Here is a 26823-nt window from a genome sequence, read left to right on the forward strand (position 1 = left end):
GTAAATTTACCCAAATGGAACATTATGGTTTATAATGGAATTATAGTGATAATAAATGAAAATTATCATATTTAGGGAGCGGAGAAAACAGATGATTTGGAAAAATGTTAGCGCTTACAGAAGTTCGGGCATTTTCAACAAAATGATACTGATTATTTCCTTTTTGCTTCTACTTTCCTTTTTATTCTCGTTGACCGTTTTGCAATATGTGTATCGTATCTATGACAAGCAAATTTATGAAAAGGCCTCTGAGGTATTGGGGATGTCCTCCATTAGCATCGAGAATGCCCTAAGAGAATTGGATCAGCTTTCTTTTACAGTGGTGTCTGATGAGCAAATCCAAGAATGCCTGCGCCAATTGCAGAATGATCCACAGCCTTATGAAAGACAAGTTCTACATAACAAGATCATAAACAGGCTGGTTGCTTTTGCAGGGGCAGAGAAATACGTTTATTCCATGATGCTGATGGATACGAGTGGCGGAGTAATGACTGCGGGCAATCGTGAAGGGGTATCACAGGATCTGCAGGATCAGTTAAAGCCGTTAGCTGCGGAAGCTAGCGGGAGTATAGTGTGGTATCCGCAAGGAAACAGAAATTCACTTTTGGCGGTTCGGCAGATTAAATCTTATACAGGGTCAACGTTTACGCTGGATGATCTGGGAACACTCGTGATCCGTATTCGGATCGATCTAATCATTGCGGATAGTACGAGCGATACCGACCAATTAATAGCTGTTGATGCCACGACGGGACAGGCGATCTATCCTGAAGTACCGATTCTTTTGCCAGAAGAGCTTAAAGAAGAGACAGAACGTCCGGAGCTATATCGCACGGCCAAATATCAAGAAGGTACTTATTTTATAACCAAGACGAAATCATCTTATATAGATTGGATCTACATCAATGCAACTCCATTTAATGAGATGTTCAAACATATTACTTTTGTCAAAAAACTGGTCGTCATCATATTCGCACTAATCTTATTAATTGGTCTCCTTTTAGGCTACAGGCTTGCTCGTAGTATTGTACGTCCGATCTCTAAGCTGACCAAAAAAATGAAGCAAATCGAGAAGGGCGATCTGGACAATCTGGAGGAACAGTCATTAGGTGTGGTTTCACAGACTGCGCAGGACGAGGTTAGTCAGCTAAACCGGACTTTTAAAATGATGATCCGCAGGATCAGAGAGCTTATTGATGAGAACTATGCGAAGCAGCTGATTATTAGAGAGACCGAGCTGAAAGCATTACAGGCACAGATTAATCCGCATTTTTTGTACAATACACTGGAATCGATCAATTGGTTAGCCAAAATGAACAAACAAGCCAAAATCTCAGAAATGGTAGAAGCGCTCGGTTACTTGTTCCGCAGCTCTATTGGTCTCAAGGATCCGCTAATTACACTTGAAAAAGAGATCACTATCGTGCGAAATTATGTCATTATCCAGAAAACACGGTTTGATGAGAGGCTTGATTTCCGGATGGATGTACCTGAAAATCTGCATGATGCATTAATTCCGAAGCTGACCTTGCAGCCTTTAATCGAAAATGCTATTCGCTATGCGCTAGAGCCTAATATTGAGCCGTGCACCATTTCTATAACAGTTAGTGAAGAAGATCAGGGCCTCGATATCAAAGTCAGTGATAATGGACCGGGGATGAGCGCTGAATTTATCAAAGATTTACAGATGGGGAGAGTTAAGACACGTGGAGAAGGCATCGGCTTAGCTAACATCGCGGAGCGTATTCAAATCGTCTTCGGCCCTGAATGGGGCACAGTCATAGAAAGTGAGCCGGGTCAAGGAACAACTATACATGTGCGTATACCTTACTTAAAAGGAGTGCTAGAGAATGTATAAACTGCTGCTGGTGGATGATGAACGCTTGATTCTGGAAGGGATATCGCAGGTTGTGGACTGGGGACGAGCGGGAACAGAGCTTGTAGGCACGGCACGGAACGGGATTGAAGCTTTGGTGAAAATTGAGGAGCTTAACCCTGAAATTGTGATCACGGATATTTCTATGCCTGGTCTAGATGGCCTGGGACTGGTGCAAAAATGCAGTGAACGATTTCCAGACGTGAAATTCGTTATGCTGACTGGTTATAAGGATTTTGATTATGCTTGTATTGCTATGCAGAACGGGGTCAAACATTATCTTTTAAAGCCGTGCAATGAGAATCAGATCCATGAAGCACTGATTGAGCTGGTAGCGGAACTCGATGAGCAGAAGAGCAGAGGCGAATTCGTAAATCGTATGAAACAACGTCTTCAGAAGGTATTGCCCCATGTGAAAGAACAATTTTTGAAGGAATGGATCTCTAATAAAACTTATGGAAGTCAGGATCTAGAGTATTATCAGGAACTATTCGGCATTGAACTTAATGACAAAACGGTGCGCTTGCTCCTGTTCCGACTAGAAGGTTCTTACGAATATGAGCAATTGTTCGCTCTGCAAAATATTGCCCAGGACGTACTTCAGGAAACACTCCTGAGTGCGACGATAGGTGGTCATTTATTAATATTACTGGAAGATGAAGGGAATACGGTGCAGAATAGCTCCCTGCTTAAACGTATCGCTGAAGTAAGAGAGGTATTCTGCAAGTTTTATAAAATGGATGTGACAATCGCGATTAGTGATGCTGACCTTATGATTCATTCCCGGAGATTGTATCGTCAGACCTTGCAGTGCCTGAACCATCGTTTTTATTTGGAGGCGGGCGGTTTGATTACCGGGAGTGATATCCCAAGTGATGAGCTAAGTGGAAGAAATGATATCGAGCTAGATGAAGAGCATATTTGTCTACTTATAAAAGCAGGCGATCAAAATACGGTTGAGCTGGAATTGGAACGATTATTCAACTTGCTCGCTGATGAGCGGTTAGATATTAACGTGACGCGTTCTTATGTTTTACAGTTATATTCCGCTATGATTCGTTTAGCAGTCCCTGATGAAAGAAATAGCTTCACATCGGGCTTGGCGGAGCTTGCCGAAATTAGAACCTTGGGAGGTTTAAAAGCATACGTCAAAGAGGCAGCGGTTCGCTTAACAGCGATGTATGACCGACATTTTAGTTCCCGGCAATCACTTATTGTAGACAAAATGTTCAAAATTATCGCAGAGGATTACAAGAATGCAGAGCTGTCGCTTAGCTCGGTCGCTGCTGAAATGTTATATATGAATCCCGACTATCTCGGCAAAATTTTCAAGAAAATTACCGGGGAGAAATTCTCGAATTATGTAACCAATTACCGGATTGCTAAAGCATCGGAGCATATTTTGAGAAGTGGGGATGTAAGAGTATTTGAGCTGGCTGAAATGTTCGGATTCGGTGGAAATGCACAATATTTCAGTCAGGTATTTAAAAAAGTAACCGGCCAGACCCCTACAGATTTCATGAAACCCCCTCAAGCGAACTGATTATTGAACAAACAAGACGGTTTTTTGTATTCAATAATCACGGAATATTTGAGAAAATTTAACCAATGAAAGCGCTACCTAAAGGGATCAGAGCCTTTACACTATCATAGGAAAAGGGGACATGAAATTGAAAAAGAGATTCGCTTTACTAGCCGTACCATTATTGCTGTCGTCGATGTTAGCTGGTTGTGGTGGAGGTAACAACAATAACAATGCTGCCGCTACGGATTCCGCTACAAATACTCCTTCAGAGACGAAACCTGCGGCTACGACCTCAGCAGAACCAGTAACCTTGCGAATCGCATGGTGGGGTGGAGATACAAGACATTCTTATACACAACAAGTTATCGATATGTATGAAGCCAAATACCCGAATGTAACCATTGAGCCTGAATATGCATCCTTTGATGATTACTGGAAAAAGCTTGCTCCGCAAGCCGCTGCAAATAGGCTTCCTGATATCGTTCAAATGGATATTTCTTATATCAATCAATATGGATCTAACGGACAGCTCGAAGACTTGAAACCTTATTTGAACTCTCAGATTCAAGTCGGCGATGTGAATGAGAACGTGCTGAGTACTGGAGTGATCGGTGAGAAGCAATACGGAATTCCGTTAGGGGTTAACGTACTTGGTTTTCAATATGATCCAGAATTGCTGAAAAAGGCAGGTGTTGATTCTATCCCAGAGAACTGGACTTGGGATCAATACAAGGAAATCGCCGCGAAAGCTAAGTCGGCTGGACTGTATATGGATGGTTCCATGGCAGCAGACGTGTTCTTCAACTATTATCTGCGTACAAAAGGGCTGGCACTCTATAACAATGATGGTTCCGCACTTGGTTATGAGGACGATGCGTTGTTCACTGACTTTTTCGGAATGTTGTCTGGTTTGATTAAAGATGGAGCGGTCCCATCACAAGACAAACTGAGCCAAAATAAAGGGGTTATTGAAGAGTCGGATATTGTTAAAGGGACAGGTATCGGTGTATGGCAATGGTCGAACCAATACGTTGCTTTGCAAATCGCTGTAAATCGTCCTATGGAGCTGGCACAAATGCCTGGTCCAGATATGGATAAAGGGCTTTACATGCAGCCAAGTATGTACTGGTCAATTACTTCTAACTCTAAAGTGAAGGAAGAAGCAGCGAAGTTCGTTGATTTCTGGATTAATGATGTGGAAGCTAACAACCTGATCAAAGGCGAACGCGGAGTACCAATTTCAAGCAAAATCAAAGAATCTGTAGCTACACAATTAACTGATTCCGGTAAGCAAGTATTTAAGTTTGTTGCTGACATGGAGCCTACTACTTCACCTATGAGTCCACCGGTAGGATCCCCAGAGGTTGTAGCACTGCTTACAGACCTCGCTGAACAAATGAACTTCGGAAAAATCGACCCAGCAGCAGCAGCGGCACAGTTCCGAAAAGAAGCGAACTCTATTCTCTCCAGCCGTTAAACGTAGGGTAACAGATAACTATACTGCGTCTCACATGGGAAACGGCATGCCATTTCGCTAGGCGGCATCCCGTTTCCCATATTATTCACATAAAAAGGAGTTGGAGACCCTTGGCCTTAACGAATCCCCTACCTTCGAATCCATTGGCTGTTAAGAAAAATAAGTTGACCGGCCGGCGGTTACGAAGCAACCTTACAGGATATGCCTTCATCAGTCCGTTCGTCATTGGCTTCCTTTGCTTCACACTGATCCCAATGATCATTTCGCTGTATCTCTCTTTTACTAAATACAATTTATTCGCTCCACCTAAGTGGATTGGATTTGATAATTACATCAAAATGTTCTCCAATGACCCGAAATATTTGCATTCACTAAAGGTAACCCTGCTTTACGTATTTATCGGTGTGCCTTTACGTCTAACCTTCGCATTATTTGTGGCTATGATTTTAAATACGAAATCGCGTATGGTAGGAGCTTATCGGACAACTTATTATTTACCTTCTATTATAGGTGGCAGTGTGGCGGTCTCCATCATGTGGCGTAATATTTTTAGTGATACTGGAATTATTAACGGTATGCTTGGCTTTTTCGGGATTGGTCCGGTAAGTTGGTTTGGCAATCCGAACGCTGCGCTTATTATGTTGATAACTTTATCTGTGTGGCAGTTTGGCTCATCCATGTTAATCTTTCTGGCAGGTCTCAAAAATATTCCTGGTGAAATGTATGAGGCAGCTAGTGTAGATGGAGCCGGATTCTTCAGAAAGTTCTTTAAGATTACTATGCCACTCTTAAGTTCTGTAATTCTGTTTAACCTCGTTATGCAGACGATCAGCGCATTTATGACCTTTGTTCCAGCTTATATTATCTCTAAAGGTGAAGGCGGACCTATGGACGGCACTATGTTGTATTCTCTCTATTTATTCCGTCAGGCTTTTATGTTTAATAATATGGGTTATGCTTCGGCTATGGCTTGGGTGATGTTGTTGCTTGTCGGCATCATGACCGGAATCTTGTTCAAGACATCCAAATCGTGGGTCTTCTACGAGTCGGAAGGAGGAAAATAATCCATGGCGAAAATTAAACTGAAATGGCCGCTTTATCACATCCTTATAGGTGGCCTCGCTATCGTTATGCTGTATCCGATTCTGTGGATGATCATGAGTTCTTTTAAAGAGAGCCGGCTTGTATTTGTTACAGCTCAGCACCTTATACCTGATCCATGGGAATGGGGGAACTATGCTAAAGGCTGGGAAGGTATTGCAGGTTACTCCTTTGGTGTCTTCATCAAGAACTCTTTCGTAATTGTCATTGTCGCAACACTGGGCGCAGTCATTTCATCTTCACTGGTTGCCTTTGGTTTTGCCCGCAATAAATTTGTAGGCCATGGCTTATGGTTCGGAATCATGATGATGACCCTGATGCTTCCTTCCGATGTGGTGCTCGTCCCTCAATACATTATCTATGCCAAATTGGAATGGCTCGACAGTATCAAACCGATCGTTGTTCCACAGTTCTTCGGTGTCCCGTTTTTCATTTTCCTAATGCTGCAGTTTATTCGGACCATTCCTGTTGAACTTGATGAAGCGGCTACCATCGATGGTTGTGGGAAATTTGGACTTTATTTCAGAATTATACTTCCGCTTATCCGTCCTTCTATGGCTACTGCGGCAATCTTCTCCTTCTATTGGCGTTGGGAAGACTTGCTTGGACCGGTATTGTACTTGAACTCACCTTCTAAATATACAGTTTCGATGGGGCTGAAAATGTTCCTGGACAGTGAGTCCGTATCCAACTGGGGTCCAATGTTCGCCATGTCTGTTCTAAGTTTGGCACCAGTCATGATTATCTTCTTTATCTTCCAAAAGCAGATCGTAGAAGGAATCAGCACCAGTGGTTTGAAAGGTTGATTTCAGCAAATGAATATAATATAAATGTTTTAAATCTCTAATTAAGAAAGGTGCGGCTGAATTTGGATAGCTATCGTTTTGATTTTGGGATTAAGGAAGCTGAGCCTGGCTACACCAAAATTCGGCCGGACACATCTTATTCTAAGGAAATAGGGTATGGTTTCACTTCTGATTCCACCGTCTTTGGTCGTTTCAGAGGGGGAACAGATATACTGCGAAGTGATTGCTGCATCCCACAGAAAGCAGTTTTTCTTCTGGATCTCCCGAATGGGATCTACCGTGTTACGCTGCTGTTGGGTGATGCTCTGGCAGAGACCAGCACATTTATCAAAGCTGGAGAAGGCAAGTTCGTATTGGACACTCTAAATGTGCCTGCGGGCCAATATTTACGCGAATCCTTTGCAATTAGAATTAAGGATGGGCAGCTAAAGCTATCGTTCTCGGGTGCGGCACCGCGTATTAACGCCTTGGACATTCAGATGGACAATGAAGCGCTAGTCTTGTTTCTGGCGGGAGATTCCACGGTGACCGATCAAGGGGAAGAAGGTTATCCCTATGCGGGGTGGGGTCAACTGCTGCCACGCTGCTTCAAAGCGGGAATAGTTGTTGATAACCGAGCACTTTCTGGACGCAGTTCCAAGAGTTTTATTGAGGAAGGGCATTTGGAGGGCATTGCCGCAGATATCAGACCCAGAGATTATCTGTTCATCCAGTTTGGACATAATGATTCCAAAACTGATGATTTAAGACATACCGAGCCCTTTACTACATATAAGGAACATTTGCTCCGGTTGATTACAGTCGCCCGAGAAGCGGGGGCCTATCCGGTTCTTGTGAGCTCTGTACATCGGCGAAGATTTGATAGTGAAGAAGCAATTGTAGACACGCATGGAGATTATTTAATCGCCATACGGGAACTCGCAGATACCGAGCAGGTTTCACTGATTGATTTAGCCGAGAAGAGCCGCAAGCTCTTTGAAGCTTATGGCTCAGAGGGCTCAAAAGATTTATTCATGTGGAGCTATCCAGGAGAATTTATTGCGCATCCAGGTGGCGTGCAGGATAATACACATTTTCAGATTTTAGGGGCTCGTCTTCTAGCTGAACTTATAGTGGAAGGGATCCGGGAAGCCGGATTAAACGATCTCATCATTCATCTTCGTCAGGGAGAATAATAATCCTAAAGGAAAAGTAAATATCTGTCGGTTCAACTTCTGTATGCAAGGTTAAGGTTAAGGAAAGAACTTAACTGGAAGACTTGCATGATAAGAAGGAGGATATCACGATATGGCAGATAAAAAGCTTGTAGGTAAGGTTGCAGTTGTAACCGGAGGCGGCTCAGGAATTGGCCGGGCAACCGTGCTTGAGTTCGCACGTAACGGAGCCAAAGTTGTATTATTGGACAGAACTGTGGAGAACGCTGAAAAGGTTAGACAGCAAGTGGAGAAAGAGGGCGGAGAAGCCCTAGTTATCGAATGTGATGTTGCTGAACCACCACAAGTGGAAGCGGCGATAAACAAGGCGGCCGCGAAATGGGGTCGTCTTGATGTTGTTTTTGCCAACGCAGGGATTAATGGGGCGATGACGCCTATTGAAACGATGGATATTGAATCTTGGGATCAGACCATTCATATTAACCTGCGTGGAACCTTCGCGACTGTAAAATATGCGATACCGCATCTAAAAGAAAGCGGAGGCAGCATCCTGATCAACAGCTCCATTAACGGAAATCGTGTGTTTTCCAATGTTGGTTTTTCTGCTTACAGCACGACTAAGGCAGGACAGGTTGCTTTTATGAAAATGGCGGCACTGGAACTGGCTCAATTTCAAATCCGCGTAAATGCGATCTGTCCTGGGGCTATAAAGACCAATATAGATGACAACACTTTTCCATCAGAGGATCTGAAAGAAGTGAAAATCCCAGTAGAATTTCCTGAGGGAGATCAACCGCTGGAAGAAGGTCCGGGGCGACCTGATCAAGTAGCGAAGCTGGCTCTGTTTCTGGCGTCGGAAGATTCAGATCATATTACGGGGACGGAAATTTATTGTGACGGTGCAGAGTCGCTTCTGCATGGTTAATTTTCCAACATAATCTTGACCTCTCATAACGGATTCCATCCTCGTCGCTATGCCGGACCACACGGGTCGAAAGAGCATAAGCGCTGAGGATGGTTATACCGTTTTTTGTTGTAAAATAAAGCTAATCATTATCTCCAATTTCCGTTATAATGGAGTATCTCTGGAGAAAGGAGATTGCGATATGGATTTTCAATTGGAATCATTAATGAAGTTACTAGTGGCCATGCTGTTCGGGCTGTTCATCGGGATTGACCGACAGATCAAGCAGAAACCGCTGGGGATACGGACCAGTATGGTCATAAGCATTGCGAGCTGTCTTGTCACAGTGGTGTCTATCCATGCCTTTGATAAGTTCGCAGGGCCAGAGCATCCAAACATGGACCCAATGCGGCTTGCGGCTCAGATTGTCAGCGGGATTGGTTTTTTGGGTGCGGGTGTTATTCTGCGTAGAGGCGGAGATGCCATTTCGGGCCTTACTTCGGCAGCACTCATCTGGACAGCTTCTGGAATTGGTATAGCTGTGGGTGCGGGATTCTATATTGAAGCAGCATATGCGGTTATTCTGCTGATGTTTGCTGTGAATTTAGTTCCTCATTTAATCCGCTCGCTAGGACCAGAAGTACTGAATAAACATGAAGTTTCAGTGAGGATCATTATGGAAGCTAATTTTGTGCTTACAGAAGTGATCCAAAAAATCGAGCGGCCTCAGGTCAGCTCGCAGCGTAGTACTAGAGGTCCATCCCGAGCGATTCGAAGAATGAAAATTAAAGATTTGGAAGATGGCAGACAAATGATCGATATGGTGATCTCAGCCCCGGATCGAGATTACGCAACAGAAATTTATTACGATGTGAAGAAAATTGAACATGTAATGAGCGTAGAAGTGGAGCAATTGTAAAAAGAGCATGTCACCTCATGACTAGATGTGGTAATCTATCAAGTGGAGACAATTATCAGACACTGGAAGGGAGAACAATATATTATGTCAATCACAGCGTATGAAGGACAATATGAAGGAGAAGCAGCTATCTGGTTGAAAGCCGGTCGTTATGAGGCAGCTATTCTGCCAGGCATTGGCGGCAACCTGATCTGTTTTCGTGATACCGAAAACGGATATCGCTTCCTGCATGAGCCTGGAGCTGAAGAAATGGAAGCCTTCAAGGCAAGTCCGGGGATTCACGGAATTCCTGTATTATTTCCTCCAAATCGTTATGAGGATGGTAAATTTCCATGGAATGGTCAAACTTATCAATTCCCCGTAAATGAAGTTGCAACGGGCAACCATTTACACGGATTTTTACATACTGCAGCTTGGGAAGTCGAAGAATTTGGCAGCGGTAAGACTGAAAGCTTCGTAACCGTATTCATCAAGGTGGATGAGAATCATCCTTCTTATCAATATTTGCCACATAAGTATACGATCAAATTGCGTTATACCCTCGGCGAAGGAGGATTATCTCAACAGGTGCTGGTACACAATGATGGAGATGACGTGATGCCTTGCTTGCTGGCATTCCACACTGCCATTAACGCACCATTCGCACCAGGAAGCTCGGCACAAGATTACCGCGTAAAAGCTACTATTGGCGAGCGCTGGGAGCTTAACGACCGCATGCTGCCAACAGGCAAATTCCAGGCGTTGGAGCCAGGAGAAGTTCAGCTTCGTGAAGAAGGTGTGAATCCATATTTTGCATCGATGGACAATCACTACACGGCTGTACCTCAGAACGGACGCAACCGGATGGAGCTTACCGATAGCAAAGCTGGAGTAACCTTGGTGTACGATGTAGGGACTTCGTACAAACAATGGATGATCTGGAATAACGGTGCTACAGAACAGTTCTTCTGCCCTGAGCCACAAATTAACTTGGTGAATGCGCCAATGGTAGACCTTCCTGCTGATGATATTGGCTTGTTCAGCCTGAAACCAGGCGAATATTGGGAAGAAAGCAGTCGCCTGTACGTAAAATAGAGTTCATGTGAATATGAATAGGTTATAAAGAAGGGGCTGTCTCAAACGTAGTTTTTCTACGATTAGACAGCCCCTTAAATTTATCTCTTACTAATAATCTCTTCATTAATCTGTTTAATGATGTCTTGGATACTCTTCGAACCAAGATCACCTTCACCACGTTTTCTTACAGAGACAGTGTCGGAATTTTTTTCGTTCTCCCCCAGTACGAGCATGTAAGGTGCTTTTTCAAGCTGAGCTTCACGAATTTTGTAGCCTAACTTCTCATTTCGAATATCTACTTCGACACGAATGCCAGCCTTCTCCAGTTGATGCTTCACTTGCAGTGCATAGTCAACATAGTTCTCAGAGACTGGCAATAACTTCGCATGAACAGGTGCGAGCCACAGTGGGAAAGCTCCAGCGAAATGCTCAGTAATAATCCCCATAAAACGATCGATCGATCCATACACAGCGCGATGGATTACGACCGGGCGATGTTTAAGATTATCTTCCCCGATGTAAGTAAGATCGAATTTCTCTGGCATTTGCCAATCTAGTTGGATTGTTCCACATTGCCAGCTTCGTTTTAGCGCATCTAAGATATGGAAATCAATCTTAGGTCCATAGAACGCGCCATCCCCTTCATTCACTCGATATTCGATCCCGAGATTGTCTAATACATTTTGTAAAGATTGTTCAGCCTGATCCCATAATTCTTCAGATCCCATATAATCTGCCGGCCGAGTAGATAATTCAATCTTATACTCAAAGCCGAACACTTGATAAATATGGTCAATCAGTGAGATTACCCGTCTTATTTCATCCTCGATTTGCTCTGGCAAAACGAAGAGGTGAGCATCATCCTGGCAGAAAGTGCGGACTCTCATCATCCCGTTAAGTGCTCCAGAATATTCATGGCGATGCACTTGACCGAATTCCGAGATACGGATAGGCAGTTCCCGGTAGGAATGCAGATTGTTTTTGAAAATTAGCATATGCCCAGGGCAGTTCATCGGCTTAAGGGCAAATTTTGTTTCATCTACATTTGTGAAATACATATTGTCCTTGTAGTGATCCCAGTGCCCCGACTGCTCCCAAAGCCGATTGTTCATCATCAGCGGTGTACGAACTTCATCGTAATCTCTCTGTCTTTGTAATTCCCGGGCAAAGTTCTCAAGCTCTGTACGGATTGTCATTCCCTTGGGAAGATAGAAGGGCATGCCTGGCGCTTCTTCAGAGAACATGAACAACTCAAGTTCTTTGCCGAGCTTACGGTGGTCACGTTTTTTAGCTTCTTCAAGAAACAGTAAATGTTCCTCTAACTGCGCTTTTTTAGGAAAGGCAGTTCCATAAATACGTTGCAGCATTTTGTTATTGGAATCTCCACGCCAGTAGGCACCCGCTACATTCAACAGCTTAAAGGCTTTGACCAAGCCAGTTGAGGGAAGATGTGGTCCACGGCAAAGATCGGAGAATTCACCTTGATCATAAATAGTTAATACTGTGTCTGCCGGCAGATCATGAATAAGCTCCAGCTTTAAAGGCTCATTCAACTCTTCAAAAAGTTTAATGGCCTCTGCGCGGCTCACCACACGGCGGACAATCTGGTGATTCTCTTGGATGATTTTCGCCATTTCTTGTTCGATTGCAGCAAGATCATCAGTGGATAGAGGTTTCTCAATATCAATGTCATAATAGAAGCCGTCTTCGATAACAGGACCTATGCCTAGCTGGACAGCTTTATCTCCATATATACGTTTTATGGCCTGCGCCATGATATGTGCAGTACTGTGTCTATAAACCTCAAGACCGTCTTTGCTATCCAACGTAACAATATCGAGCCGGCAATCATGTTCGATCGCTTGGTTTAGATCAACAGATTTTCCATCAATTTTTCCAGCTACAGCATTTTTTTTCAGACTGGTACTTATGGCACCTGCTGCTTCTTTAATCGTTGTTCCTTGCAGTACCTCTCTAATTGTTCCATCTTGCAGTGTTACCTTGATCTTCATGATTTTAGCCTCCGTTTCTCAAATATTGTTAGTTGTGAACGCAAAAAAACGCATCTCTCCCAGAAAGGGACGAGTGCGTTCAGCTCGTGGTTCCACCCTAATTCGACCTGTCACATGGACAGGACCTCATTGGTATCCGATATCGGGGATAAATCGGTGCCGCATACTACCGAAAAACAAAGTTCTACGGATTCAGCGTCACGGCTACAAAGGGGTAACTTCACAACCGGTAACTGGAGAAGCTTGCAGCCTGGACTTCTCTCTCTGGACAGTTCGTGTAGGAAATCATGTCTTTGATCATTGCCATATTCTGTTGCTAGTTAATATTACTCAATAGTATTCGATAAAGTCAAGGGGGGAGGTGCACAGAAAGCGGATGATCGTTTCTCCGCGTTCTTCATTTGCTTATTGGTAAAGGAAATGAGGAAGGGCTTGGCGAATTTATATTTCAATATGCTTAAGGAGGATTGTAATGCAGATTATTGCCATGCTGACGATGCTAATCGACCATATTGGCTATATCTTTTTCCCGGAGAATCTTGCTTGGAGATATGTAGGGAGAATAGCTTTTCCGATTTATTGTTATGGGCTTGTGCAGGGACATATCCATACTTCATCCAGACCTAAATATTTATTACGGTTGCTCTTGATAGCGATTGTTGCTCAGATTCCCTATAATTTAGCGCTAAATTCTGGTGGCTGGAACGTGGTGTTTACGTTATTGCTGTCGGCAATCGTACTGGTTATTTTGGACAAACTGCCTTCACTATGGCTAGGTATACCTGTGGTAATTGCTGCTATAGTGTTAATGGATTATTACCCTATAGATTATAACGCGTACGGTTTGCTCTTAGTATTGATTTTTCGTTATACGAAATCGTACTGGCTTGTTGGAGCCCATTTGGCACTGAATCTATTCTATATGTTTTATAATTATTGGGTTGTACAGATGCTAAGTATTTTACCTACCTTGCTGATTGCTTTTACGCCTTTGATTTGGAATCGCTTGGAGCGGCATCGGGTTCCGCGCTGGGTGTGGTGGTCATTTTATCCTGCACATTTACTGATGTTGGCAATAGTTAAGGCTGTAATTTACAAGGAATGGGCTCAGATCGAATGGCGAAGTTTGTTGAATATTTAAACATTTTACAATAAAAGGAACTTTGATTTACAAAACTTACCTTAGCTGAGATAATGGATTGATTTCACAAAATAAGATGAAGGAGACATGCTATGAGTAGAGTTAAAGCAAAAATGAAGTGGTTTTTGCCTTTTGTCGCACTGATGCTAGTTCTTGCCGGCTGTCAGTCGGTAGGGGGGTTCGATGTTAATAAGGCGTTGATTGGGGATGTTGATGTTAAATCATCAGAATCCAGTATGACTTTTTCCATGAATGCTGAGCCCATAGAGGGAATTAGCGCGGAAGATAAGGAAATGGTTGATCTTATTAATTCTTTTTCCTTGAATATTAGTAAAGCTAAGTTACAAGATAATGGGAGTTTATCGGCCCAAGGAACTGTTGGTTATAAACAATTGGATATTCCATTCACCTTGTTTATGGACAAACAAACACTTGCTTTTACAGTTGAAGGAGCAAAACAACCGTTCTACTTCCCTGTACAAGGATACGATGAAATCTTAGGTGAAGTAGGCTTGGATACGGCAAAAGCTGAAGATGTCAGTAAGCTGTTGACGAAATTCGTTGTTAAGAATCTTCCTAATCCTGGCGTAATCAACATTACACCGGTTAGTGATGCTGTGTATGGCGAGCAGTTGAACATGACGAAGCTGCATGCAGAAGTGACGGGTGATGAGCTTCCTGCACTGTTAAAAGGCTTCCTGAAGTCTGTCTCCAAAGACACAGAAGGTTTTACTGAATTGGTAGGTGGTCTTTACGACTATCTGTACCCTGTGATCAAAGCTATGGATGAAGACGGTTCTGGCGATATTTTCAATCTTGGATTCGGAGATATTCCACTGGATGATAAAGAAGCTGTCGTAACTGTATTGCATGATGCTGCCAAATTGGCTGTTGATGCATTGCTGCTAGTATATGACAATCAAGTGGACAGTCTTTACAAATCAACTCCTGAGATTAAGACTGTGTTGAGTAAGGATACGAAGTTATCTGTTGATATTTTCGTTGATAGTGCTCTGCATGTGCGTAAACAGAATGTTGATCTGAAAGTGGCGCTTCCGGGTACCGAGGATTTCCCACTGAAGAGTCTCTCGCTTAAAGCTTCCAGTCAGGTTTGGAACATTGGCGGTGCTGTAACTGCTGATCCAATCAGCACTGAAGGTGCACTTGATATTTCTTCCGGGCTTACACCTGGAGAGACTTTGAGAAACTTTGCCCCAGATTCTGATGTATATCGTATATTGAAGGATGATCTGGGCATTACGAAGAGAACCATTGTTATCGAACCTGATGACGAATATTATTACCCGATTGTAGACAAGAACACTACTTATATCCCACTGCGTTATTTGGCAGAAGATTTAGATGCTACTGTAGAATGGGATACTGTCAATCGTGCAATTAACGTTACTGATGGTGTGTACGGAGATAAACTGGTGTTCAAAATCGGTTCTTCCGAAGCCTTGATTAACGGCACGGCTGTAAAGCTTGCCCAACCTGTATTTGTTGACGAGTATGGCGATGCATATGTATCCTTGCGTCTGCTTGCTGAAGCGCTTCATGCTACTGTGTCGGTAGATGAAGATGGTTGGATTACTATTGTACGGAACTAGTTGCATCTTAACGATCAATTAACACAATAAACCCAGCTTCCATCTGACGCATAAATGCGAGTGGAGGCTGGGTTTTTTATATGAAATACATAAACCAGTTATTGCTTCGTTAATACCACCTCTAAAGCTATATTACTAAGCTCTTTATCCTCTGTCATACTTTGGATGTATCCACCTAAGAAACCTTCTTGTAGGCCTTCCCAAAGCTTGTAACCTGGCATCGCTTTAATATCTTCTGAGGAGCTGCCGGCTGTCCCCGCGAAGTATCTTACATTTAGCTTGGCCATTACCTCTGCCATCGATGCCTTTTCAGACTGCGTAAAGGAACTCTCCTTTAGACCATCCATAGCTTTGTTATAAGAGTTTGTAGCAAAAATATCCTCAGCATAGGTCTTAAAGTTTAAAAGATTCTGATCTGTAATGCCATTAGCTTTAGCCCATCCTTCTACATTTAAGGGCATTGCTTCATAATTGACGGTTCTGCTCAGAGGATCGAAGGTCATCGCTCCATATTGATGTGGATAAACAGCCATTGCACTTGTTGCGATATCATAAATTGGCATTACTTCCGAAGAAGTTGCCGGGTCTACCTGGATGTCCTGCATATGGATATGGCCTGACAAGACTAAATTAAGTTCATTTTCACGAAGTAACTTTATTGTTTCCTGACTGTTGTTAAGTTTAAAGCCTGAAACAGACATAGAGGTGTGGCTTAGTAGGTTGTGGTGCATAACCGTGAGGACAGAAGCATGCTCCTTGGCAGCTAGTTTAACAGAATTATCTATCCATGATAGGGTAGAGGCGGTCAGGCGTCCGTCCGTTTGGGGGAAACCGTATTTCTGATTGTTATGATATTGGCTGCTGTCAATCATAAGGAGCCATAAATTTGGAGCTGCTTTAACGATGTAACTTAGCGATTCTTTATCACGTGATACAGCCTCTTTGTAGCCGAAATTCTCATACATCTTGGTAAAGTCTTTGTCTGTAATAGAATCCGTAACGAGCTGCTTATCCCCGCTGAAGGATCTGGCCCAAGGATTAAATAAATCATGGTTGCCTGGAATGACATAAACAGAGGTTCCCTGCGCTTCAATTCGCTTTAGTTTTTGGGTTAGCTCCTGATGGCTGCTGCGTTCTCCGTTATTTGTTAAATCTCCACTGAGGATGAGAAAATCAGGCTTCTGCTGCTCAGTATCATAAACCAAGGTTTCAAGGATTTCATCACTGTAAGGCAGCATTTTTCCATCACCGCCAGTTACATATTTCTGAAAAGCTGTACCGCCATCCTGAAGCTTCTTATCTAAGAAGTGAGTATCCGTTGCCACCCAGAAAGTGAGGGGGTGAAGATCAGTCGGATCTAGTTCTGTAAAGGTCAAATTAGACGAATTTGTGTCTTTACAGCTAGTTAGAGCCAAGCTCAGGAAAAGGAGCAGCAACAAAGAGGTAAAGACTGATTTTTTATGTCGAACAAGGGCTTTCTTGCTCAGAAAATTCATGATTATAACCTTCCTTCTATACATTTGCTGCACTATTGTAGCGCATTTTAGCTCGTAGTGTATATCGGAAAAGGAAGAGGGCAGTTTCTAGCCCGCATGAATTGATTAATGATTAATAGATCAGGTGCATAATTAAGCCCATAAATGCGACAATAAGAGTTGGCAACGAATATATCCGACAAAATAAGTTGTGAATAACTGTTGTGTTTTCAGAAAAAAGGTGCTAAGATATACAAAAGTAAGTTACTAAAATTAATGGAGGTAGTTATTTTATGTCTAACAATTTCTTTGAAGCAGTAAAAGGAAGACGTTCCATATATGCCATCAGTAAAGAAACTACGATTTCGGATGCACAAATTGTAGAAATCGTTGAACAAGCGGTGCTACATAGCCCAACTTCATTTAACTCTCAAAGCTCAAGAGCCGTTGTTCTTCTTGGTGAACAACATGATAAGCTATGGGATATCACTACAGAAACATTGCGTAAAATCGTTCCTGCCGAACAATTTGAAGGAACAGCGCAAAAATTAGCGTCTTTCAAAGCAGGTTACGGTTCCGTACTATTCTTCGAAGATCAAACGGTAGTGAAGAGCCTGCAAGAGAACTTCGCTCTATATGCTGAGAACTTCCCAATTTGGGCTAACCAATCCTCTGGTATTCTGCAATTTGTAGTATGGACAGCACTTTCTGAAGCAGGTGTAGGTGCATCCTTGCAGCATTATAATCCACTGATTGATGATGAAGTAAAAGAAGCATGGGGCATCCCGCAAGAATGGAAATTGATTGCTCAATTGCCATTTGGTAAAACCGTTACTCCTGCTGGTGAGAAACAATTCCAACCGGTTGAAGATCGTGTTAAAGTCTTTAAATAAGTGAGATAAGCGTTTGAAACCTCCTTAGCCAGGCTAAGTATGTATATAGACTGGTTAAGGAGGTTTTTTGTATGCCATGGAACAAAGAGGATTATCCAGAATCATTAAAGAACTTCACAGCACCTGTTCGCAATAAGGCAATCGATATTGCGAATGCGCTCCTCGAAGATGGTTATGAGGAGGGGCGGGCGATTTCAATTGCCACAGCGCAGGCGAAAGAGTGGGGGGAGAACCACGATAAACAAATCCGTAAAAAAGGCCATTAAGGCTTAATCAAAGGCCTGAGCATAGAAATAAAAAAAGCAGGACAGCGTTTATTAACGCTTGTCCTGCTTTTTGACTGGCACAATTATTTAGTAGATTCATTTCCTGCTGCTGCGCTTGCAGTTGGCTCAGCTGTTGCAGCTGCATCTTCTTTAGCGTCAGTAAGTGTGTTCGTAATTTTTGCTTTTTCAGTTGTTTCTGACAACCAAGTGGAGGACAGAGTGGAAACCTTTTGCGAAACTAGAGTTTTACGAATTTCATCTTTCTTTTCTTCCAGTGTATAGTCTTTAGCATCTTTATGGTCGGTTACTTTAATGATGTGATAACCATAATCGGATTTCACAGCATCACTGGTTTCACCAACTTTTAGCTTAAAGGCTACATCAGAGAATTCAGCTACCATATCGCCACGTTTGAAGAAGTCTAGATCTCCGCCATTATCCTTGGAACCCGTATCAGAGGATTTTTCCTTGGCAAGAGTAGCGAAATCTGCGCCTTCTTTCAATTGTTTCAGAATTGCATCTGCTTCTTCTTTAGTCTCAACGAGAATGTGGGAAGCGCGAACTTGTTCTTCTTCACTGAAAGTAGCTTTATTTGTGTCATAGTATTCTTTGATTTCATCATCCGTTACAGTGACTTGTGGCTCAAGGATTTTACGCAGCTTTACTTGCAGCGGCATTTGCTTTTTCAAGTCGTCTACAGTCATTGAGCTTTGGGACAAAGCAGCATTAAAGGCAGCCTCTCCGCCGAATTGTGCTTTAAGATCTTCAAGTTCAGTGTTGATGTCTTCATCTGTAACAGTTACGTTGGCTTTTTTAGCCTCTTGATCAACAAGCTCAGTAGTAATCATAGATTGCAGCGTGCTTTCTCCGCCTGCTTCGATCAATTTATCATAAAGTTGTTCTTTTGTAATTTTTGTTCCGTTTACTGTTGCAACAGCTTTTTTGCTGTCGTCTTTTTGGACGACCAGAACAATGATTAGTGCTGCAGCTAATACGATAGAGGCAATCATCCAAGCTTTATTGCTTCTAGGAGCAGTCGGAGGTGTAGGAGGCGTAGCGTTGTTCGCACCGACTTTGTTCATTACTGGAATACTGTCTGCTTTTGTTGTATTCACAGGTTCCTCAGCAGCTGCTTGCGCTACTTCAACCTCTTCATTGATAATCTCGGAAGTGTTCAAATCTTCTTCCGTGGTTCCGTTGTTTTCTAAGTTCTCATTTCCATTCAGATCTTTTTTGTCCATTATTAGTAATGACTCCCTTCAATATAGGTGTTGCTTGTCTATTTACAACTTTAACAGAAATCCTAATCCTAAACCTTAAGAAAGTATAAAAAAAGGCAGGATCTTTTTAAGTTTCTATTAATAAAAAGCAAAAAGCCGGAAATGGCATCAGTAACATGCCCTTCCGGCTAATGGGAATAAGATGTCTACTTCAGTCCTTTCAGAAGATGACGAATGCTTTCTTGTTTTCGTCTTGGGACACGTACGTTTTTAGCATACAGGCCCATTTCACCGAAATAAATGCAGTCATCTGCGATAGAGCTGATCTTGTTCAGGTTGACATAACAGCCACCGTACACATGATAATAACTTGAATTGGACAACAATCGATTTAATTGCTCGGCAGTCATTCTCTTTTTTATGTTATAGTTTCTGCCGTGAAAAATGACCAAATCATGGTCCCCGACCTTAAAGAACAGAATGTCTGTCTCCACCTCGAAGTCCTCGTACACATTTCTGGCTTCCAGCAGGATGCTACTCATTCATGTTCCCCCTTTATACGGAATAAAAGACTAATGTTAGCGCTTTCATTATATCACAACAGTTAATCGTTGGAAAGACCCATTTTTGAATTGTTTCGTACATTTCTAACTTTATCGTTTGTAATTAACGTTTAAAAATTGTAGATTATATAGATGATCACATCTAATGAGTGTGAAGTAGCAATACTTTGAGGAGGAATATAGAGATGAATGAGCAGAATAAGTTATTGCTGTTTACAGGTTCTTATGCAAGTGCCGCAGAAAGCGGAGTGCAGGTGTTTGAATTCGATGGAGCTGCAGGTGGTACGCTAAAGCTGCTGGATTCGGTGCAGGGCTTAACTAATCCTACCTTTGTTAATGTAGATGCCGCAGAGAAACGTCTATACGCTATAGGAGAAAAACCGAATGGTGAGGGTGGAAAAGAAGGCGAGGTTATTTCCTTTGCTATTGATCTAAAGGACGGGAAATTGAGTGAACTGAAACGCATTCCCTCCATGCCTGCCTCTGGCAACCGTCAAACAACCACCTGCCATATCAATAGAGATTTGAATGATGAATACGTGGTTGTATGTAGTTATCATGGTGGAAGTGTTGGCTTGATCAAATTAAATGAAGATAAAGCTGCAGATCAATTAGTTGATGTGGCCGTACATTCAGGTCATGGCCAACATCCTGAACGGCAGGACCGCCCTCATCCCCATTCCGCTATTTTCAGTCCGGACGGGCAGTATGTGTTTGTATCTGATCTTGGGCTTGATTTAATTCGGGCCTATAGAATCAATAGAGAAACCAACAAACTAGAGGTACATGGTGATACGGCGTTGCATCCAGGAGCGGGACCACGCCACTTCACTTTCCATCCAGACGGAAAGTCTGCTTATGTAATTAACGAGGTGGATTCCACCATTACATCGTTTACATATGACAGTGCCGCAGGCACTCTGCACACTGTAGATACAGTGCCGACACTGCCTGATGATTTTGACGAAGAGAATACATGCGCTGAAATCGCTATTTCCAAGGATGGGAAATATCTGTACGCTTCAAACCGTGGGGCTGATAATATTGCCGTATATGCGGTGGATAATGCTTCTGCTAAGCTTACACATCTTGAATATGTATCTACTCGTGGAGGACATCCACGTCACTTCGCATTGACACCAGATGGAGCTTATCTTATAGTAGCGAATCGTGATGCGAATAACCTGGTTGTATTTTCAATAGAAGCGGCTAGTGGCCGACTCGAATTTACTGGAAATACAGCTGAAGTATCCAAACCGGTATGTGTGAAGCCCGTAATTGTTCCTGCATAAAGTTACTCCGCTTGAAGAGTGAATAAGTGATCTTGGGAAATGCTAAAGGGAACACCGGATATAAAGTCCGGTGTTCCCTTTTTTTGAAAATAAAAGCCTGTGATTATCTGGTTGATGAGGTGAATGAGGGAGAAGACTATTTGAGCGAAACGGGCTTAAGAGGTACAATAGTGGATACTGCAGATTTGAATAGCACATTTTGCCTGCCATCACCTTGACCTTGTAAAGTGATTGTGAAAGCATCGTACGAGGTTACGAGCCCTTGCATTTTCACACCATTCGTCGTAAAAATCGTCACAGGGACCTTTGTGGAAATGAACTGGTTCAACAATCGTTCTTGCAATTTTAAACTCTCCACTTTGGCAGCACTCCATCTTCTGTGAATTTTTTCTCTCAATAATTATAACATGGGTTAGTCCCTCACTGGAAATGAGATCAACAGTCACCTGAATAGACATGGAGGTATTTATGCTTTATTATCAGAACTGGTCTAAAGCTTTTCGCTTTTTTTTAGGGTTTGCTGCTTGTTTCGCCGTTATAGCTGTCCTTGTAAGTATGAATAAGGTATCAACCTTTGATAACTATATTATTGATTGGGTACAATCAGCGGAATCACCGGGGTTGACCTCATTCGCCAAAGGTTTATCTCTAATTGGTTCCTCTAAGATCGCTATTGGCATATCTATCGTTACCATGGCACTGCTCTATTTTTTGCTGAAACACCGGTTTGAATTAATCTTGTTCCTATGGGTTGGATTAGGCTCGCAGCTCTTGAATACAATAATGAAGTTATGTTTTCACAGAGAACGTCCGAATTTACATCGTATTGTCGAAGAGATTGGTTATAGTTTTCCGAGCGGGCACTCAATGGCAGCCTTCTCTTTGTACGGCGTTATTGCCTTTATACTGTGGCGTCATCTACGGCGGAGGCATGAACGGGTCTTATTAATAATGTTCGCTGTATTCATGACCGTGGGGATTGGCTGGAGTCGTATCTATTTGGGTGTTCATTATCCGAGTGACGTTATTGGGGGATATATGGCTAGTGGCGCTTGGCTGATGTTGTCCATTTGTTTATTTCAAATCTACAAGAGCTCGCGTACGAATTAGGATAGATACAAAAACGGATATCTTTCATAGCGCATGAAGATATCCGTCTTTATGTGGAAGAAGATTGGTTAAGGGGTCGTCACATGTTGTTCAGATGTTTTGCGATCCTGGAATTGTCCCATTTTGCTTATTTTTTGCTTCAGCATCGCAGGAAGTCCTGCTTTAAGCTTTTGGGCTTCGTCTTTTGTCAGACGTCCTTCGGTGATGGCTTGATCCAGCCGTTGGTTTGCCGATTCGCAGAGCTTCTGAATATATTGATCTTCCGTCCAGCCTTTTTTCTCAAGAGCAAGCTGCGGGAGCGTTTTGCCTGCTTTCAGGCTATTGATTAGCTCTGTACGATCCATTTCCAGCAGTTTAGCCGTTTCAAAAATAATGAAATGTCCACCAGCCCTAACCTTTCCGTCTTTTCCTGGATGGTGACCGTGACCTTTCTCTGAAGGGTGGGCACCAGGTGCGGTGGCTGTGGGGGTTACTTTCTCAGCAGAAGCACTTCCAATTGGCGCAAGAGCTGGAGACAGGCTGAGAAAAATAACGGTTGTGAAAGTCATTAATCTTTTGATATGGTTATTCATTCACTCACCTCGTATGTTATGTGATAGGCACTACTCGGATTAGTATTCCCTTCAAGCTGAAAGAAACATGAGTGAGAGCTTAAATGTTCTTAAAATTCATCAACTCCAGGCTGGGGTAATTAGAAGTACGAGGGTTCGCTGATGTTCATATTGTAGCGTGGGCTAATTTTTAGGAGGGATAGGTTTGGCTTTAGGAGCTCGCATATTTAAAACAGGTTTGGCCGTTACGCTAGCCCTGTATTTAGCTGTAATGCTTCAATTTCCTTCTGCCGTGGGTGCAGGGATTGCAGCGATTTTCGCTATGCAGCCCTCTATTTATCGCTCTTGGCGTTATTTTCTTGACCAGCTCACGACTAGTACAATGGGGGCCGTTCTGGCTTTACTCGGAGGGATGCTGTTATCCAATAGCCCAATAGCAGTCGGTTTGGTCTGTATTCTAGTCATTATGATCAGTATGAAAATCAACCGGGCGGATACGATAAGTCTTACGTTAGTTACTGTAATAACAGTGATGGAGGCTTCGGGTGAATGGCAATTCGCACTTAATCGCTTTTTATTAACTTTGACAGGTATTGTTTCTGCATTTCTAATCAATATTATTGTCGTTCCTCCAAAACCTCGTAAGCAATACATTAAGCAAATTGAGAATGTTTTTTCAAGCCTCTCTTTATTGCTGAGAACAGCGGTTTCTCATGAGATGAAGGAAAGTGTATTTCGTGATGAAAAAAATGCCTTACATTCATCCATAAAATCGTTGGCGGATAAGTATGCATTGTTTGAGGAGGAGCAGAAGCAGTTAAAACGGGCCAAGTATAGCCAGACTAGACAAATGGTTGTGTATAAGAACCTGTTAGCTTCTTTGCAAAAAGGTTACGATGTTCTCGAGGCTGTAGATCGGCATTATTTCCAGGCGGATCGGACCGAACATACAGATGCTCTATTTGATAATCATTTGGAACATTTAATCAAATATCATCAGCACATCTTACTTAAGTTTGAAGACAAATTAAAGCCCAATGCCAATGATTCCGAACCCTTGGGAGAAGACAATGATGATTTTCTGAATACCGCGATTTTGGGGTATAATGCAGAGAAAATAGGTCAGCTGCGTTTATATGTTGTGGCAGCGGCGATTTATGATTACGGATATCAATTGGAGCGCTTAGATAAAGTGGCCGATCAGATGAATCGTATAGCAGAGGAGAAAGAATCTGTGCACGAAGCCTAAACATAACCTTGTGAAGAGCAACATATAAGCTTTGTAACAGTAAAAAAATCCGGTTCCTTAGGGACCGGATCATCTATTTAAGAGAATACTTGAAATCTCAACTTGTAATTGCTAAAATGAGAAGATATCGAATAAACATGCATTTAAAAACATAAATATGCAAATTTATCATATCACGATTCAAATGGAATGTCAACCTTCCAAAAGGGGATGAAATGTAGTGGATAACAATGAAAGTCAGTGGAAAGAGGAACAGCAACGGGTTGACGGAGTAACCAAACTTCTGTCAGCCCATATTCGCCATTTATCAGAGGAGCTTGGACTTCATCGCAGTGATGTAGTGGATATGCGGAAAGACTTCTGGGAAGAGGTAACCGTAAACTTCAGTAGCCCGGATGATTTGGGAGAAACCTCAACAAGTCTTCGCCAACAGTCCCAAATCCTAAATGAACGGGAACGTCATCATTTGCAATCAAGCAAAGCGCTGAAAAAATATAAAAAGCTGGTTGTCTCTCCTTACTTTGGCCGAATTGATTTCACCGAGGAACCAACTGGCGGGCTGGAAAAGATTTATCTAGGAATTGGATCATTGATGGAGGATGATGGTACCTTTTTGATTTATGACTGGCGCGCGCCTATTTCCAGTCTGTATTATGACGGAGCCCCTGGTCCCGCTGCTTATGAAACACCTGGAGGATTAGTCTCCGGAACAATGAACCTTAAACGCCAGTTTGTTATTGCTGACGGTGTAATTGAAGTTATGTTTGACACTGGGGTTACGATCGGGGATGAGCTGCTGCAGCAGGTGCTAAGTCATAGCGCTGACGATCGGATGAAAAGTATTGTTGCTACAATTCAGAAAGAGCAAAATGCGATTATCCGCAACGACAAAAGCAGGATGCTAGTTGTGCAAGGAGCAGCGGGAAGCGGGAAAACGTCTGCTGCATTGCAGCGGGTAGCTTATCTTCTATATAAATACCGTGAAGTATTATCAGCAGATCAAATGCTGCTGTTCTCACCGAATCCGCTGTTTAACAGCTATGTATCTACAGTGCTCCCGGAGCTAGGCGAAGAAAATATGCAGCAAACAACGTTTCAAATGTATTTGGAACATCGTCTTGGCCATGAATTCCAGCTCGAAGATGTCTTTAGTCAGACCGAAAGTCTACTAAATGCTCCTGATGGTCCTGAGGTGGCTATACGCAGAGAAGGCATTGCCTATAAATCGTCTGTACCTTTCCTAGATGTGATTCGGCGATATGCTACGTTGCTGGAACAGGAGGGCATGCTTTTTAAACCTTTAATGTTTCAAGGGAAAGCAGTGGTCAGTAAAGAAGAAATGGAACGCCAATTCTACGCGTACGATCCTGCCATAAAGCTTGCGAATCGTGTGGATTTGATGATCCGCTGGCTGCTTAAGAAGATCGCAGATTTTACCCATGAGGAAAGAAATGCACAGTGGGTTGAAGATCAGATCGAGCTGCTGGATTCCAGCGATTATCACCGTGCGTATCAGATGTTGCGCCGGAAGAAGAAAGCTTCGCAGGATAGCTTTGACGATTTTGATACCGAAAAAGAAGTGTTATCTCGTTATGTAGTCAGCCAGCGGCTCAAACCACTGCGTGGTTGGACTAAACGGGGTCGATTTGTGGACGTTAAGGGCTTGTACAGCACGTTATTTACAGATCGCGAACTTATGGAGCGCCTCAATGGTGATTATCCTTTACCAGAGGTGTGGGATGATATCTGTGAGCAGACATTGGAATCTATTGGAGTGAACGAGCTTGCTTATGAAGACGCTACGCCATTCCTTTATCTGAAGGAGTTAAGCCAAGGCTTCCGGACCAACACACTGATCCGCCATGTGATTGTAGATGAAGTACAAGACTACTCTCCATTTCAATTAGAGTTCATGCGCCGTTTATTTCCAAGAGCAAAAATGACCGTATTAGGCGACCTGAACCAGGCCATTTATGCACAAGGTGAGGTACTGGGGGATTTGTCTAGTCTCGTAAGTATATATGGTGAAGAAAACACAGAAGTGATTTCGTTAACCCAAAGCTACCGTTCAACTTATGAGATCGTGGAGTTTACGCGGTCAATGATCCCTGGAGGAGAACGGATCGTACCGTTTAATCGGCGGGGAGAAGAACCCCAGCTAAGTGTGGTATCCAGCGAGAAGGAGCTCCTGAATGCTGTAGAACAGGATATCCGGAAGCTGCATTCTGAGGGATATCATTATGTAGCTGTCATCTGCAAAACAGCGGAGGAAAGCGCAAGGGTTCATGCTGAACTGAATCGTAGCCTGCCGGTAAGACTTGTTACAAAGGAAACGCCGAATTTTCAGAAGGGGACACTGGTTCTGCCTGCTTATTTAGCAAAAGGTGTGGAGTTTGATGCGGTCGTCATCTTTGATGGCTCGGCTGAACAATATGGCAGAGAAAGTGAACGCAAATTGTTTTATACGGCTTGCACTCGGGCTATGCACTTACTGCATATTTTTAGCCTGGGTGAACCTAGTCATTTTATTCCGTCCGCTAATGTGGCATCTTTAAGCGCCGGATCGCTGTAACCATAGATCTCTTCATTTTAAGATCGTCCTTTTCGCAGCAGCGGAGGGACG

Annotated in this window: 23 protein-coding genes; 17 read left to right on the forward strand and 6 right to left on the reverse strand. The window is 42.9% G+C overall.

What is annotated here, in order from left to right:
• Positions 1 to 91: 91 nt before the first annotated feature.
• The 9 genes from NSQ50_RS12495 (at position 92) to NSQ50_RS12535 (ending at position 10836) form a co-directional block, all read left to right on the forward strand.
• On the forward strand, positions 92 to 1858 hold the full coding sequence (locus NSQ50_RS12495; RefSeq protein ID WP_036686222.1) for a sensor histidine kinase: 1767 nt from the start codon (positions 92 to 94) through the stop codon (positions 1856 to 1858).
• Positions 1851 to 3419 (forward strand): response regulator transcription factor, encoded by a 1569-nt coding sequence (locus NSQ50_RS12500; protein WP_036686223.1) that lies wholly within the window; start codon positions 1851 to 1853, stop codon positions 3417 to 3419. Before NSQ50_RS12495 ends, NSQ50_RS12500 begins: the two co-directional genes overlap by 8 nt.
• 121 nt (positions 3420 to 3540) lie before the next feature.
• Positions 3541 to 4878 (forward strand): extracellular solute-binding protein, encoded by a 1338-nt coding sequence (locus tag NSQ50_RS12505; RefSeq protein WP_036686225.1) that lies wholly within the window; start codon positions 3541 to 3543, stop codon positions 4876 to 4878.
• A 164-nt stretch (positions 4879 to 5042) separates the two neighbouring features.
• The gene (locus tag NSQ50_RS12510) at positions 5043 to 5942 is read left to right on the forward strand and encodes a carbohydrate ABC transporter permease (RefSeq protein WP_036686586.1); all 900 of its coding nucleotides are present in this window, start codon (positions 5043 to 5045) and stop codon (positions 5940 to 5942) included.
• 3 nt (positions 5943 to 5945) lie between these two features.
• Entirely contained in the window at positions 5946 to 6785 is an 840-nt protein-coding gene (locus NSQ50_RS12515) for a carbohydrate ABC transporter permease (RefSeq protein WP_038570347.1), read from the forward strand.
• 50 nt (positions 6786 to 6835) lie between these two features.
• Complete coding sequence (locus NSQ50_RS12520; RefSeq protein WP_249267719.1) at positions 6836 to 7960, forward strand: rhamnogalacturonan acetylesterase; 1125 nt, start codon at positions 6836 to 6838, stop codon at positions 7958 to 7960.
• Positions 7961 to 8072: 112 nt separating this feature from the next.
• Complete coding sequence (locus NSQ50_RS12525; RefSeq protein WP_036686230.1) at positions 8073 to 8864, forward strand: SDR family oxidoreductase; 792 nt, start codon at positions 8073 to 8075, stop codon at positions 8862 to 8864.
• A 181-nt stretch (positions 8865 to 9045) separates the two neighbouring features.
• The gene (locus NSQ50_RS12530; protein WP_036686231.1) at positions 9046 to 9762 is read left to right on the forward strand and encodes an MgtC/SapB family protein; all 717 of its coding nucleotides are present in this window, start codon (positions 9046 to 9048) and stop codon (positions 9760 to 9762) included.
• An 84-nt stretch (positions 9763 to 9846) separates the two neighbouring features.
• The gene (locus NSQ50_RS12535; RefSeq protein ID WP_036686233.1) at positions 9847 to 10836 is read left to right on the forward strand and encodes an aldose 1-epimerase; all 990 of its coding nucleotides are present in this window, start codon (positions 9847 to 9849) and stop codon (positions 10834 to 10836) included.
• Between the two features lie 80 nt (positions 10837 to 10916).
• Here the strand turns inward: NSQ50_RS12535 and thrS are convergent, their stop codons facing one another.
• Positions 10917 to 12830, reverse strand: coding sequence for a threonine--tRNA ligase (gene thrS / locus NSQ50_RS12540; RefSeq protein WP_076144059.1), 1914 nt, complete (start codon positions 12828 to 12830; stop codon positions 10917 to 10919).
• A 472-nt stretch (positions 12831 to 13302) separates the two neighbouring features.
• On the opposite strand from thrS, the gene NSQ50_RS12545 reads away from it, so the two are divergent.
• Both NSQ50_RS12545 and NSQ50_RS12550 read left to right on the forward strand, forming a co-directional pair.
• A complete protein-coding gene (locus NSQ50_RS12545; RefSeq protein WP_076101665.1) occupies positions 13303 to 13971 on the forward strand; it encodes a TraX family protein in 669 nt (222 codons plus the stop codon).
• A 92-nt stretch (positions 13972 to 14063) separates the two neighbouring features.
• Positions 14064 to 15581 carry a copper amine oxidase N-terminal domain-containing protein gene (locus NSQ50_RS12550; RefSeq protein ID WP_051491446.1) on the forward strand — a complete coding sequence of 506 codons (1518 nt, stop codon included), beginning with the start codon at positions 14064 to 14066 and terminating at the stop codon, positions 15579 to 15581.
• A gap of 98 nt (positions 15582 to 15679) precedes the next feature.
• Here NSQ50_RS12550 and NSQ50_RS12555 read toward each other — a convergent pair whose 3' ends face one another.
• Positions 15680 to 17077 (reverse strand): metallophosphoesterase, encoded by a 1398-nt coding sequence (locus NSQ50_RS12555; RefSeq protein ID WP_076144057.1) that lies wholly within the window; start codon positions 17075 to 17077, stop codon positions 15680 to 15682.
• Between the two features lie 272 nt (positions 17078 to 17349).
• Between NSQ50_RS12555 and NSQ50_RS12560 the strand changes: the two genes are divergently transcribed.
• Positions 17350 to 17949, forward strand: coding sequence for a nitroreductase family protein (locus tag NSQ50_RS12560; protein ID WP_038570356.1), 600 nt, complete (start codon positions 17350 to 17352; stop codon positions 17947 to 17949).
• Positions 17950 to 18020: 71 nt separating this feature from the next.
• On the forward strand, positions 18021 to 18215 hold the full coding sequence (locus NSQ50_RS12565) for a hypothetical protein (protein WP_036686240.1): 195 nt from the start codon (positions 18021 to 18023) through the stop codon (positions 18213 to 18215).
• 83 nt (positions 18216 to 18298) lie between these two features.
• Here the strand turns inward: NSQ50_RS12565 and NSQ50_RS12570 are convergent, their stop codons facing one another.
• Both NSQ50_RS12570 and NSQ50_RS12575 read right to left on the reverse strand, forming a co-directional pair.
• Entirely contained in the window at positions 18299 to 19456 is a 1158-nt protein-coding gene (locus NSQ50_RS12570) for a peptidylprolyl isomerase (RefSeq protein WP_038570359.1), read from the reverse strand.
• A 185-nt stretch (positions 19457 to 19641) separates the two neighbouring features.
• Positions 19642 to 19977, reverse strand: a complete 336-nt coding sequence (locus NSQ50_RS12575; RefSeq protein ID WP_036686243.1) for a LytTR family transcriptional regulator DNA-binding domain-containing protein — start codon at positions 19975 to 19977, stop codon at positions 19642 to 19644.
• Positions 19978 to 20183: 206 nt separating this feature from the next.
• Here NSQ50_RS12575 and NSQ50_RS12580 point away from each other — a divergent pair, with 206 nt between their 5' ends.
• The gene (locus NSQ50_RS12580; RefSeq protein WP_038570362.1) at positions 20184 to 21290 is read left to right on the forward strand and encodes a lactonase family protein; all 1107 of its coding nucleotides are present in this window, start codon (positions 20184 to 20186) and stop codon (positions 21288 to 21290) included.
• A 136-nt stretch (positions 21291 to 21426) separates the two neighbouring features.
• Here the strand turns inward: NSQ50_RS12580 and hfq are convergent, their stop codons facing one another.
• Complete coding sequence (hfq, locus tag NSQ50_RS12585; protein WP_036686247.1) at positions 21427 to 21648, reverse strand: RNA chaperone Hfq; 222 nt, start codon at positions 21646 to 21648, stop codon at positions 21427 to 21429.
• A 98-nt stretch (positions 21649 to 21746) separates the two neighbouring features.
• Between hfq and NSQ50_RS12590 the strand changes: the two genes are divergently transcribed.
• Positions 21747 to 22400: a phosphatase PAP2 family protein gene (locus NSQ50_RS12590; RefSeq protein WP_340949564.1), complete on the forward strand. Its 654-nt coding sequence runs from the start codon at positions 21747 to 21749 to the stop codon at positions 22398 to 22400.
• Positions 22401 to 22468: 68 nt separating this feature from the next.
• Here NSQ50_RS12590 and NSQ50_RS12595 read toward each other — a convergent pair whose 3' ends face one another.
• Positions 22469 to 22972 (reverse strand): hypothetical protein, encoded by a 504-nt coding sequence (locus NSQ50_RS12595; protein WP_076101670.1) that lies wholly within the window; start codon positions 22970 to 22972, stop codon positions 22469 to 22471.
• Between the two features lie 184 nt (positions 22973 to 23156).
• Here NSQ50_RS12595 and NSQ50_RS12600 point away from each other — a divergent pair, with 184 nt between their 5' ends.
• Positions 23157 to 24200: an FUSC family protein gene (locus NSQ50_RS12600; protein ID WP_038570371.1), complete on the forward strand. Its 1044-nt coding sequence runs from the start codon at positions 23157 to 23159 to the stop codon at positions 24198 to 24200.
• A 220-nt stretch (positions 24201 to 24420) separates the two neighbouring features.
• Positions 24421 to 26772 carry an RNA polymerase recycling motor HelD gene (gene helD, locus NSQ50_RS12605; protein ID WP_038570373.1) on the forward strand — a complete coding sequence of 784 codons (2352 nt, stop codon included), beginning with the start codon at positions 24421 to 24423 and terminating at the stop codon, positions 26770 to 26772.
• The last annotated feature ends 51 nt before the right edge of the window (positions 26773 to 26823 follow it).

It is taken from the genome of Paenibacillus sp. FSL R10-2788, from assembly GCF_038003885.1.
Lineage (GTDB): Bacteria > Bacillota > Bacilli > Paenibacillales > Paenibacillaceae > Paenibacillus_AQ > Paenibacillus_AQ odorifer.